The organism is Flavobacterium restrictum (assembly GCF_007097245.1).
Classification (GTDB): Bacteria; Bacteroidota; Bacteroidia; order Flavobacteriales; family Flavobacteriaceae; genus Flavobacterium; species Flavobacterium restrictum.
Map to the genome: position 1 here is coordinate 1 of NZ_VJZT01000010.1, position 12,687 is coordinate 12,687.

Annotated in this window: 12 protein-coding genes; 8 read left to right on the forward strand and 4 right to left on the reverse strand. The window is 38.5% G+C overall.

Going from position 1 to position 12,687, the window contains the following annotated elements; translation table 11 throughout:
• The 3 genes from FNW21_RS10210 to FNW21_RS10220 form a co-directional block, all read left to right on the forward strand.
• A partial coding sequence (locus tag FNW21_RS10210; RefSeq protein ID WP_144256643.1) for a gliding motility-associated C-terminal domain-containing protein occupies positions 1 to 3,179 on the forward strand: 3,179 nt, incomplete at its 5' end.
• A 58-nt stretch (positions 3,180 to 3,237) separates the two neighbouring features.
• Positions 3,238 to 4,155, forward strand: coding sequence for a PorP/SprF family type IX secretion system membrane protein (locus FNW21_RS10215; RefSeq protein ID WP_144256644.1), 918 nt, complete (start codon positions 3,238 to 3,240; stop codon positions 4,153 to 4,155).
• An 18-nt stretch (positions 4,156 to 4,173) separates the two neighbouring features.
• Positions 4,174 to 6,042 carry an OmpA family protein gene (locus FNW21_RS10220; RefSeq protein WP_144256645.1) on the forward strand — a complete coding sequence of 623 codons (1,869 nt, stop codon included), beginning with the start codon at positions 4,174 to 4,176 and terminating at the stop codon, positions 6,040 to 6,042.
• A 207-nt stretch (positions 6,043 to 6,249) separates the two neighbouring features.
• Here the strand turns inward: FNW21_RS10220 and miaE are convergent, their stop codons facing one another.
• On the reverse strand, positions 6,250 to 6,831 hold the full coding sequence (gene miaE / locus FNW21_RS10225) for a tRNA-(ms[2]io[6]A)-hydroxylase (protein ID WP_144256646.1): 582 nt from the start codon (positions 6,829 to 6,831) through the stop codon (positions 6,250 to 6,252).
• A 109-nt stretch (positions 6,832 to 6,940) separates the two neighbouring features.
• Here miaE and FNW21_RS10230 point away from each other — a divergent pair, with 109 nt between their 5' ends.
• Positions 6,941 to 8,197, forward strand: a complete 1,257-nt coding sequence (locus FNW21_RS10230) for a glycosyltransferase (protein ID WP_144256763.1) — start codon at positions 6,941 to 6,943, stop codon at positions 8,195 to 8,197.
• Positions 8,198 to 8,381: 184 nt separating this feature from the next.
• On the opposite strand, the gene FNW21_RS10235 is transcribed toward FNW21_RS10230, so the two are convergent.
• From FNW21_RS10235 to ahcY, 3 genes are all read right to left on the reverse strand, one after another.
• The gene (locus FNW21_RS10235; protein ID WP_235889622.1) at positions 8,382 to 8,663 is read right to left on the reverse strand and encodes a type II toxin-antitoxin system RelE/ParE family toxin; all 282 of its coding nucleotides are present in this window, start codon (positions 8,661 to 8,663) and stop codon (positions 8,382 to 8,384) included.
• A 40-nt stretch (positions 8,664 to 8,703) separates the two neighbouring features.
• On the reverse strand, positions 8,704 to 8,913 hold the full coding sequence (locus FNW21_RS10240; RefSeq protein WP_144256648.1) for a hypothetical protein: 210 nt from the start codon (positions 8,911 to 8,913) through the stop codon (positions 8,704 to 8,706).
• 143 nt (positions 8,914 to 9,056) lie between these two features.
• Positions 9,057 to 10,373 carry an adenosylhomocysteinase gene (gene ahcY, locus FNW21_RS10245; RefSeq protein WP_144256649.1) on the reverse strand — a complete coding sequence of 439 codons (1,317 nt, stop codon included), beginning with the start codon at positions 10,371 to 10,373 and terminating at the stop codon, positions 9,057 to 9,059.
• 234 nt (positions 10,374 to 10,607) lie between these two features.
• On the opposite strand from ahcY, the gene FNW21_RS10250 reads away from it, so the two are divergent.
• The 4 genes from FNW21_RS10250 to FNW21_RS10260 are packed head-to-tail and all read left to right on the forward strand — an operon-like array spanning position 10,608 to position 12,669.
• Positions 10,608 to 11,240: a 4'-phosphopantetheinyl transferase family protein gene (locus FNW21_RS10250; protein ID WP_144256650.1), complete on the forward strand. Its 633-nt coding sequence runs from the start codon at positions 10,608 to 10,610 to the stop codon at positions 11,238 to 11,240.
• 23 nt (positions 11,241 to 11,263) lie between these two features.
• A complete protein-coding gene (locus tag FNW21_RS16350) occupies positions 11,264 to 11,428 on the forward strand; it encodes a hypothetical protein (RefSeq protein ID WP_185963920.1) in 165 nt (54 codons plus the stop codon).
• A gap of 2 nt (positions 11,429 to 11,430) precedes the next feature.
• Positions 11,431 to 11,928: a DUF6169 family protein gene (locus FNW21_RS10255; RefSeq protein ID WP_144256651.1), complete on the forward strand. Its 498-nt coding sequence runs from the start codon at positions 11,431 to 11,433 to the stop codon at positions 11,926 to 11,928.
• A gap of 18 nt (positions 11,929 to 11,946) precedes the next feature.
• Positions 11,947 to 12,669, forward strand: a complete 723-nt coding sequence (locus tag FNW21_RS10260) for a geranylgeranylglyceryl/heptaprenylglyceryl phosphate synthase (protein WP_144256652.1) — start codon at positions 11,947 to 11,949, stop codon at positions 12,667 to 12,669.
• Positions 12,670 to 12,687: the final 18 nt, after the last annotated feature.

Here is a 12,687-nt window from a genome sequence, read left to right on the forward strand (position 1 = left end):
CAGTTCCTAATGCGCCAACGGCACCAGTTGCTGCAACAGTAGTGCAGCCGACATGTGGTTTGCCATCAGGAAGCATAGCCATTGCGGCTCAATCAGGAGTAGAATACAGTTTGGACGGTGTTACTTATGTTTCAGGCAACACATTCCTTGGATTAACTCCAAATAGTTACACGTTGTATGTTCGCAATCTTACCGATGCTACTTGTGTAACTCAATCGGCTTTAGCAGTAAAAATCAATGCAGTTCCTAATGCGCCAACGGCACCAGTTGCTGCAACAGTAGTGCAGCCGACATGTGGCTTGCCATCAGGAACTATTACAATTGCTGCTCAATCAGGCGTAGAATACAGTTTGGATGGGGTTGCTTATGTTTCAGATAATACATTCCTTGGATTAGCACCTAACAATTACACGTTGTACGTTCGCAATATTGCCGATGCAACTTGTGTGACTCAATCGGCTTTAGCAGTAAAAATCAATGCAGTTCCTAATGCGCCAACGGCTCCAGTTGCAGCAACAATTATGCAACCCACATGTGGTTTGCCATCAGGAAGCATAACCATTGCGGCTCAATCAGGCGTGGAATACAGTTTGGATGGTGTTACTTATGTTTCAGATAATACATTCATTGGATTAACTCCAAATAGTTACACCTTGTACGTTCGCAATCTTACCGATGCTACTTGTGTAACTTCATCTACTTTACCAGTGGTAATTGATGCGATTCCGTTACCTCCAACGGCACCAGTTGCTGCAACAGTAGTGCAGCCGACATGTGGTTTGCCATCAGGAAGTATAACAATTACAGTTCAATCAGGCGTAGAATACAGTTTGGATGGGGTTGCTTATGTTTCAGATAATACATTCCTTGGATTAGCTCCAAATAGTTACACCTTGTACGTTCGCAATATAGCCGATGCAACTTGCGTAACTTCATCTACTTTACCAGTCATGATTGACGCGATTCCGTTACCTCCAACCGCTCCAGTTGCAGCAACAATTGTGCAGCCCACATGTGGTTTGCCATCAGGAACTATAATAATCGAAACACAATCAGGCGTGGAATACAGTTTGGATGGTGTTACTTATGTTTCAGATAATACTTTTATAGGAATAGCTCCAAATAGTTACACCTTGTACGTTCGCAATCTTGCCGATATTACTTGTGTAACTTCATCTACTTTACCAGTTGTGATTGACGCGATTCCGTTACCTCCAACGGCACCAGTAACTTCTACAGTTGTTCAACCCATATGTGGTTTACCGTCAGGAAGCATAACCATTGCGGCTCAATCAGGCGTAGAATACAGTTTGGATGGGGTTGCTTATGTTTCAGATAATACTTTTATAGGAATAGCTCCAAATAGTTACACCTTGTACGTTCGCAATCTAGCCGATGCTACTTGTGTGACTTCATCTACTTTGCCAGTCATGATTGACGCGATTCCATTACCTCCAACGGCTCCAGTTGCAGCAACAATTGTGCAACCCACATGTGGCTTGCCATCTGGAAGCATAACCATTGCCGCTCAATCAGGCGTAGAATACAGTTTAAACGGAACTACTTATGTTTTAGGCAACACATTCCTTGGATTAGCACCTAACAATTACACGTTGTATGTTCGCAATCTAGCCGATGCAACTTGTGTAACTTCATCTACTTTACCAGTCATGATTGACGCGATTCCGTTACCTCCAACCGCTCCAGTTGCAGCAACAATTGTGCAGCCCACATGTGGTTTGCCATCAGGAACTATAATAATCGAAACACAATCAGGCGTAGAATACAGTTTGGATGGTGTTACTTATGTTTTGGATAACGTATTCATTGGATTAACTCCAAATAGTTACACCTTGTACGTTCGCAATCTTGCCGATGCAACTTGCGTAACTTCATCAGCTTTGCCAGTGATAATTGATTCTCCATCAGTAGTGCTTGTTCCTACAGCAACAAGTGTTGTACAGCCTACTTGTGCAATTCAATCTGGAACTATTACCATTTCGAGTCAAGCAGGTATTGAATATAGTTTAGATGGTTTAACTTATCAATCAAGTACTATATTCAGCGGATTGGCACCTAATAGCTATACATTATATGCCCGAAACAGTACTGATGTTACTTGTGTTTCGACGTCATTAGTGGGAGTTGTTATTAATGCAATTCCAACTGCGCCACAAGAACCAATTGCAGCTAGTATTGTACAACCTACTTGTGTCGTTTCTTCAGGGATAATAACAGTAGCTGTTCAGGCTGGAGTGGAATATAGTTTGAATGGAACTGATTATCAGTTGAATCCTGTTTTTGAAGGTCTTGCCCCAAAAGGGTATGTCTTGTACGTTAGAAATATAAAAGATGCTACTTGCGTAATGCAAAGTGCTGCAACTAGTATCATTAATCCACTTCCTCCTTTACCAAGTGCACCATCAGTAAGTGCTGTGATTCAACCAAGATGTGATATTCCGACAGGAACTATCGAATTGGAAGCACAAACAGGAGTTCAATATAGTATTGGAACTGGTTTTCAGGACAGTAACGTGTTTTCTAATTTAGCGCCTGGAAAGTATCCTGTAAGCGTTCGTTTTGTAACAAGTCCCGAATGTATATCTACCGGATCTACCCAAAAGATAAGTTCAATTCCTCCCGATATTGCATTTGAAACAGTTGGCGATTGCGATAATAAAATCTATACTTTAACAGCGAGTCCGTTATCAGGAAGTTATGATTCTAATACGGTTACTTATGAATGGAAGGACAAGCAAGGCGCAGTAATAGCAGGAGCTACAACGAATGTTTTGAATGTCACCGAAACAGTAGCTGCAACACCAGATAAAGAGCAGTTTCCGTTGACTTATACGCTAACCATTACAGCAGCAACTACAGGATGTAAAACAACCGCCAGTGCGACTATCCAGAGTATTTATTGCGACATTCAAAAAGGAATTTCTCCCGATGGCAATGGCTCTAATGACTTTTTTGATTTGCGATTAATGGATGTTAAAAAAATTGAGATATTCAATAGATACGGTATTCAAGTCTATAGTCAAGATAATTATACCGACCAATGGGTAGGACAAAGCACCAAAGGCGATGAACTACCAAGTGCCACCTATTATTATGCCATTGAGTTTAATTCGGGTGAAACCAAAACAGGTTGGATTTATCTCATTAGAGAAAAATAATAGAGTAATGTATTGTCGTAGAACTACAAAAAAGTTCTTTAAAATAAAATAAAAAGCTATGAACAAAATATTTCTAACGTCTCTTTTAGTGCTTATCGCCTTTGTAAATGTACAAGGGCAACAAGCACCACATTATACCCAGTACATGTATAATATGAATGTCATGAATCCAGCTTATGCAGGCTCCAAAGAGAACATCTCCATAGGATTACTCCACCGCCGTCAATGGGTAAATATAGATGACGCACCAACGACCTCTACCTTTTCTATCCATAGTCCCACCGGAAAAAATGTAGGTATGGGATTGTCCTTTATTTCGGATCAAATAGGACCAGTTAGCGAACAAAATGTATATGGTGATTTTTCGTATACCTTAAAATTAGGCGATGTACAACGCTTGGCATTTGGATTAAAAGGGGGAGTGTCTTTTCATAAAGTAGGTCTTCGGGATATTCAATCAAGTTTGCCCGATCCTTCCGAAGGTATCTTTGGAAAAGACATTAATAACGCAGCATTGAATATAGGAACAGGGATTTTTTATTATACAGACAAGTATTACGTCTCGCTATCGGTTCCCAATATGCTCAACGCAGCACATTTAGATTATGACGGAAGACAATACGGGTCGGATGTATCCCATTACTTTTTGACAGCAGGATATGTTTTTGATGTGAATTACGAACTAAAATTCAAACCCTCCTTTATGCTAAAATCATCGTTTAATGTATCGCCGTCATTAGACCTATCCGCTAATTTTTTGTACAAAGAAAAGTTTGAAATAGGAGCTACCTACCGTTTAGAAGATAGTTTTGGTGCCATGGTAAATTTTGCCATAACCCCCGAGTTGCGCATAGGATATGCGTATGATCACGTGATTTCTAACTTGAAAGTTACCGCACCATCTTCGCACGAGTTCCTCTTGTTGTATGATATTTTTGTGCCAAAAAAAGTATCTCGTTCCCCAAGATTTTTCTAATATCAAAACAAAACGTAAATGAAAACCAGTACTATAACTTTGATTTTGATACTTGTTAGTACGCTACTAACAGCACAAAACACCCAAACCAAACCAGCCGATAAGCTAGTGGAACGCCTCGAGTATGTACAAGCTGTTCAAGAATATTTGAAATTAGTAGATAACGGAAAATCCGATAGTTATGTCCAAAAACAACTGGGCGATTGCTACTACAATATCTACAATCCTACCGAAGCAATAAAGTGGTACCAACAAGCCATATCAAGTGGCAAACAAGATCCCGAAACCTATTACCGCTATGCGCAAATGCTCAAAAGTGATGGCAAATACGAAGCCTCGAATGCTCAAATGAAAACTTTCGCAGCCATGCTTCCTACCGATTCAAGAGCCAAAATATTCAATGAAAACCCCGATTATTTACCCAAATTAATCGATACCGAAAAGCTTTTTGATGTAGAAAAAATAAGCATCAACTCCGAGCGATCTGATTTTGGAGGCGTACTCTATGGCAATCAATTGTACTTTTCGAGCGCACGGAACGAGACCCTAAAAAAATACGGCTGGAATGACGAGCCATTTCTAGACTTATACCAATCTACCTACGATAGTGCACAAAAAAAGTATACTGAACCTACCGCCATAACCGAGCTCAATACCCGGTTTCACGAAGGCCCACTCACGATGACGCAAGACGGGAATACCATTTATTATTCAAGCGAAAGTTTTAATGAGAACTTATTTGAAAAAGACAAAACCAAGAAATTAAAATACGGACAAGTGAATCTCTACACCGCCAAGAAAGAGAATGGCAAATGGACAGTCATCAAACCCTTGCCGTTCAATAGTAAAAGCTATTCTACTAGCAATCCATCAATAGATGTAAAAGGAACGACTTTGTATTTTTCGTCGAATATGCCGGGTTCCAAGGGTGGTATCGATATTTGGAAAGTAGCTGTAAATGCGGATGGTACCTTTGGAACACCAGAGAATATGGGTGACAAAATCAATACCGCAGGCGACGAAAGTTTTCCGTTTATTACAGATGATTCGGTGTTGTATTTTGCTTCCAATGGACTTACAGGATTTGGCGGATTGGATGTTTTTTCGATAGATTTAAAAACAAATGCGGCGGCTGTTAACCTAGGGAAACCCGTTAATACCGAGAAAGATGATTTTGCATTTACCTTCAATACGGCCCAAAATAGGGGGTATGTATCGAGTAATCGTTTTGGAGTCGATCATATTTATAGTGCTATTCCAGTTTGTAAAGGACAAATCGAAACGATTGTAAAAAATGCCAAAACAGGAGCTTTACTTCCTAATGCCAAAGTGGTTATTATGGACGAAGCGGGCAATGTTCTGGGTACCAAATTCACCAATGACAATGCCGAAGTGCTGTATGATACCGAATGCAAACCGTATACAATAGCCGTTTATAAAGATGGTTTTGTCACGAAAAATTTCCCAGTAGCCAATTTAGATGGCGGTAAAAAAGTATTGGAAGCCAATATTGATCCAATAGAAGTTATTATTACCGAAACCGAAATTATCTTGAATCCTATTTATTTCGAGTACGATAAAAGTAATATTACCAAACAAGGTGCTACTGAACTCGACAAGCTAGTTTATGTGATGTCGCAAAATGACAAAATAGTAATTTTTGCTAAATCGCATACCGATTTTAGAGGCAACGATGCGTACAATATGAAATTATCGGATCGCAGAGCACAAGCTACAGTGCAGTATGTGATTTCAAAAGGCATTGACGCAAGCCGAATTACGGGACAAGGTTTTGGTGAATCAGAACCGAAAGTAAATTGCGAGAAATGCACCGAAAAGGAACATGCTCTAAATAGACGTTCCGAGTTTATGATTATTAAAAAATAAAGGAAATTAAACTAGAAAGGGATGCTCGAAAGGCATCCTTTTTTTTGTTTTAAATAACGAAAATTTTTGGTCAATTCTGGTTTTTTTGCATGAGGGATGGAAACGGCATCCTTTGTTTTCTTTCTTTAAGAAAACAAAGATAGAGTGTACAGCCCGACCCGACTTTTTTCAGGAGGGTCATGCCCAACTGTTTAGTATGAAATGGAATTATCCGTGAACGGTTTCGTTTTTTCCGTAGTTGACGATGATGGAGGTTTCAAATGCGATCCATTCCTGCCAGCGTTTGTCAATGTCAATGTTGTCTTGGTATTTTCGTGCAAATCCTAAAAAAGTGGTGTAATGACCGGCTTCGGAAATCATGAGATCGCGGTAAAATTTAGCCAGTTCTGGATCTTGAATATTTTCCGAAAGCACCTTGAAACGCTCGCAGCTACGGGCTTCAATCATTGCAGAAAACAGTAATCGGTCACAAAGTGCGTCTTTGCGGCTTCCATCTTTTTTCATGAATTTAAAAAGTTCGTTGACGTAATGATCCTTGCGCTCTCGACCAAGGGTAAGACCTTTCTTTTTGATGAGGTTGTGAACTAGTTGTAAATGGTCGAGTTCTTCTTTGGCAATAATTAACATTTCGGTCACTAATTCCTCATACTCGGAGTTATAGGCGACTAAACTAATGGCGTTTGAGGCTGCTTTTTGTTCGCACCAAGCGTGATCGGTGAGTATTTCCTCGATGTTCGATTCGACTATATTTACCCATCTTGGGTCGGTTGCTAATTGTAATCCTAACATGGTTTTGGAATTTTTGAGGTACAAAATTAGTGTTTTCTACTCGATTTTTGGTTCCAAAGCGCAAATTGCCATCAAAATAGTATTATTTTGCAAACGAAAATATACCAATATGAATAAAACGCTTTTAGTCATAGGATTTGTTTGGCCCGAGCCTAATTCCTCTGCGGCGGGAGGCAGGATGTTGCAACTAATATCCCTTTTTCAGGCGCAAGGCTATGCGGTTACGTTTTCGAGTCCTGCAATGGATAGCGATTTTAGCATCGATTTTGAAGCCTTGGCTATCGCCAAAAAAACCATTGCGCTGAACTGTTCTAGCTTTGATGTTTATATAAAAGAGTTGCAGCCCAGCGTTATTTTATTTGATCGTTTTATGATGGAAGAGCAGTTTGGCTGGCGTGTTGCCGAGCATTGTCCTGCCGCTTTGCGAATTATTGACACCGAAGATTTGCATTGTTTGCGAAAAGCCCGTCAAAATGCCTGCAAGGAAAAACGCCTTTTTGTGTTGACGGATTTGTTTCTTGAGGATGTTGCCAAACGGGAGATTGCGAGTATTTTGCGTTGTGATTTGGCCTTGATTATTGCCGAATATGAAATGGAAATTTTGCAAACGGTATTCAAAATTGATGCTTCGTTGTTGTATTATTTGCCTTTTTTGGTTCCGCCAATAGACGCTGCTGCAATTCAAAAAACACCTTCCTTTGAGCAAAGAACTGGTTTTATTTTTATAGGTAATTTTCTTCATGAACCCAATTGGAATGCGGTTCAGTATTTGAAAGAAACCATTTGGCCATTGTTGAAAAAGCAATTTTCCCAGGCTGTTTTGCAGGTATACGGAGCGTATCCCTCGCAAAAAGTGTTGCAATTGCATCAACCAACGTCTGGTTTTTATGTTTTGGGTCGTGCCCCAAATGCCCAAGAAGTGGTTCAAGCGGCGAGGGTAGTTTTGGCTCCTTTGCGTTTTGGCGCAGGCCAAAAAGGGAAATTGCTAGAAGCCATGCAATGCGGAACGCCTAGTGTTACAACTACTATTGGTGCAGAATCCATGTGTGGTTATTTGCCGTGGAACGGTTTTGTTACGGATGATCCTGACCTTTTTGTAACCCAAGCCATCCGTTTGTACGAAGATAAATTCTTGTGGCAGCAAGCACAGCAAAACGGATTTGAAATCAATAATAAGCGGTATTTAAAACGCTTTTTTGAAGCAGATTTTGATGCCAAAATAAGGTTTTTGATCGTTAATTTAGCCCAACATCGCTCGGCTAATTTTTTAGGAAGCGTACTCCGGCACCATACCTTGAACAGTACAAAATACATGTCAAAATGGATTGAAGCCAAGAATAATGGAGGTTTATCAACCAGTTTGTAAAGGATTGATTTTATGGTTATTGATTGCTCTTGCGTGAGGGATAGCAGTGGCAATCCTTTGCAAAACGGAGTGGAGTAAAGATTGAAACGAATAGCCTGACCCGTAGTTTTTACAGAGGGTCACGTCCAAAAATAAACAAACCCTCACATTCAAACTGAATTTAGTTCAGTTTCCTGCAAGGGTTCTATTCTAATTCCAAATTCTCAATCATCATTTTGAGTTCATTGGGTTTTAAGTTTTCTTTTTCACTTTTGTCATAAATCGTAAGTAAATAAACCGTTTCACTTTCAATATATACGTAGGTTATAGCTCTTGCACCACCACTTTTGCCTTTTCCTTTGCTTTCAATGGCTACTCGAATTTTATAACAATTGTTGCCAATAAAAGTTCCTGCTTGTGGATTTTTGGTTATTTCTTCGATGAGTTCTTTAAACTCAATTTTTAGCGATGGGAATTTTTTAACCAATCGTTTTAGCTCTTTTTCAAACCGATGGGTGGGTAAAATACTATAACTCATCAAGCAACTCCCGAGCTGTTTTCAACTTAATTTTTCCTTCTTTGTGCAATTTAACTTCGTTAGCAGCTTCTTTCAAATCCTCAAAAAGGCTAATTTTTTCTCCAGAAATAGGATTCGCTTTTTTAACAAAAGCAAGGTTACGCAACACTTCGAGTCCAAAGGCTGCTTTACTATCGGGAATTTCTACTAAAATTTGCATAATACTATTTTATAAGGTGTTACAAATATAAGGAAAATAATATTTTGGAATCAAAAAACCCTCACATTCAAACTGAATTTAGTTCAGTTTCCTGCAAGGGTTCTCAATAATCTAAAATCTAAATTCAGAAATCTGAAATCGATTTAATATCTGTAATACTCTGGTTTGAATGGGCCTTCAACAGGAACTCCAATATAATCCGCTTGATCTACACGTAAAGTTTCTAGTTCAACACCTAGTTTTGCCAAGTGCAACATTGCTACTTTTTCGTCCAAATGTTTAGGTAACATATACACTTCATTGTTGTAAGCAGCACTGTTTTTCCACAATTCGATTTGAGCAAGAGTTTGGTTGGTAAAGGAGTTACTCATTACAAAACTTGGGTGACCTGTAGCACAACCTAGGTTTACCAAACGTCCTTCGGCAAGGATAAGAATATCGTTTCCAGCAATAGTATATTTATCAACTTGTGGTTTTATTTCTACTTTTGATGCACCGTGATTGGTATTCAACCAAGCCATATCAATTTCGTTATCAAAATGCCCAATGTTACAAACGATCGTTTTGTCTTTCATTTTTTCGAAATGAGAACCCAAAACAATATCCTTGTTTCCAGTAGTGGTAATAATAATATCAGCAGTTGCAATAACAGTATCTAATTTTTTTACTTCAAAACCGTCCATTGCCGCTTGAAGCGCACAAATTGGATCAATTTCGGTAACAGTAACAATAGATCCAGCACCTCTAAACGAAGCCGCAGTTCCTTTTCCTACATCACCATATCCGCATACGATTACTCTTTTGGCAGCCAACATCACATCAGTTGCACGACGAACGGCATCCACTGCACTTTCTTTACAACCGTATTTATTGTCAAATTTCGATTTAGTAACCGAGTCATTAACATTGATTGCCGGCATTGGCAATGTTCCTGCTTTCACTCTTTCGTATAACCTGTGAACTCCAGTTGTAGTTTCTTCGGATAATCCTTTGATTCCAGCAACCAACTCTGGGAAACGGTCAATTACCATATTGGTCAAATCACCACCATCATCAAGAATCATATTCAATGGTTTACGGTCTTCGCCAAAGAAAAGAGTTTGCTCAATACACCAGTCAAAAGAGGCTTCATCAAGACCTTTCCAAGCATAAACCTGAATTCCAGCAGCAGCAATCGCAGCAGCAGCTTGATCTTGTGTAGAGAAAATGTTGCAAGAAGACCAAGTCACTTCGGCACCAAGCGCGATTAAAGTTTCGATCAAAACAGCAGTTTGAATCGTCATGTGCAAACAGCCTGCAATACGAGCACCAGCAAGGGGTTGTTCGTCTTTGTATTCCGCACGAAGCGCCATTAAACCTGGCATTTCGGCTTCTGCTAATTCAATTTCTTTTCTTCCCCAAGCCGCTAGAGAAATGTCTTTTACTTTGAAAGCCACATAAGGCATAGTTGTAGTACTCATTTATAGTATATTTGTAGTTCTAAATTTTTTGCAAATTTACGTAATAAGTTTAGATTTAAACTAAATTTATTTAACATTTGTGAAATGTTTAATTGCTTAATCTTTTGAACTTTAGATAAATAATTGGAGTCAGAAGCTAATCCTGTTGTACACTTCATCTTTTATGGCGAACCCCGTCATAAAAGATAATTGCGAAAGCAATTGGACATCAGGGCTAAAAATCACGTTGTTACTATGCCACTTTACAAAACCATCCACCCTAATTCCAGCACCCAAATCTTGGTTTGGCACATCACCGAATCTTTTTCGGATTTAGTACAAGACGTTATTTTGAATGAAAATAGTCGCGCTAGACTCCAAAGTATGAAATCCCAAATGCAACAACGCGCTTTTTTGAGTGTTCGAAAAGTATTACAACAGGCGGGTTACAAAGATTTTGATTTGTATTATGACGCATTTGGGAAACCGCATTTGCAGGACGGCAAGTACATTTCGATTACCCATTCACATGAATTTTCGGCTGTAATTATAAGTGACCAAAGCGCAGGAATCGACATGGAACTCCAGCGTGAAAAAATTAGTCGCATTGCCAATAAATTCTGCAACACCGAATGGGAGTATCTAACGCCCCAAAATAAAGGCGAATACATTCAAAAATTAACCGTTATTTGGGGGGTGAAAGAGGCTGTTTTTAAAATCAAAAACCAAAAAGGAATCAGTTTTAAAAATCATATTCAAGTCCATCCCTTTGAACTAGAAACTAAAACGGCACTGGCAACTTTGACTACAGCAAATTTCAAACAGCAATTCGCTATCTTTTTTGAACCGATTGATGATTTTACATTGGTTTATGCTTTTGAAAAATGATTATATTTGTAAAAACTATTGCCATGGAAACTTTAAATAAAAAAACCGTTTTTAAATCTGCCGACGAAATAATCCGATTAATGTTGGAAAGCAAAAAACAATCGAAAATAGAAAGTCAGGCACGATACAATACGCCAGAATTTCAAGAAATTCTAAAAAAACTACGTGAAATGAAAAAAGTTGAATAGCAATGAGATATTCTTTTTATTTTGACGGTGGAAAAAATAATGTTTACGCTTTTGAAACCGATTTAAAAATTTCTTACGAAGTTAAGTTTCGTCCGTCAAGTTATTTGTTAGGTGATGAAACGACTGATTATGCTAGCCATATCTATGAATTCATAATTGAAGTTGTATATAACCCATTGGGCAAAAATCCACCATTAGATAAGCTAATTTCAAAAACTGTCTCCGAGATCATTAAAGATTTTTATTATAAAAAAAACGGTTCAGTCTGTATTTATATTTGCGATTCATCGGATGGGAGACAGGAATTGAGACGCCGAAAATTTGACGATTGGTTTTATAGCGAAACCCGATATGGTTTAATGAAATTTGATGAACACATTAGAGATTCTAAAGGAAATTCGTATCCCATTTCGTTGATTATCCAAATGAAGAATCCTTATTTTATTCAAATTATAGATGGTTTTAGAAAAATTGCATTAGAAAGTAATGAAGATAAATAACGTCAAATAAAATTTAAAATGACAACTATTTATCAAAATTTTTTAAATTCTAGAATAGCAAACAAAAAGCTACTCGCCATTCTTTTAGACCCAGACAAAATCGATTGGAATACAATTGTAACTTTGATTGATAAAATAAAGGAATCTCCTGCTACTCATATTTTTATTGGCGGAAGCCAAGTTGAAAATAATTGTATAACCGAGTTGATTTTAAAAATAAAAGAAAACTCTGTACTTCCCATTCTTTTATTCCCTGGTAATCCTTCGCAAATTTCAAGTGAAGCTGATGGGATTTTGTTTCTTTCCTTGCTTTCAGGAAGAAATCCTGATTATTTAATCGAACATCAAGTCAATGCCGTTCCCATTTTGAAACAAACCAATCTCGAAATCATTTCAACTGGATACCTCTTGATCGAAAGTGGTACCAAAACTGCCGTAGAGCGAGTGAGTAACACTAAACCATTGGACAGAGATAATAGTAATTATGTTTTGCAAACGGCACAAGCGGGCGAAATGTTAGGTAATAAACTCATATACCTTGAAGCGGGAAGTGGTGCTAAACAGGCCGTTCCGCTAGAAATGATTCAATTGGTTGCGCAAAATATCAAAATTCCGCTGCTCGTGGGTGGTGGGATTACAGATTTGCAAGGCATTCAAAACGCCTACCAAGCGGGTGCCGATTTGGTCGTAATAGGAACTGCATTCGAGAATAATAGTGACTTTTTTAATCAAAATACATAACCACATGGCAACTAAATT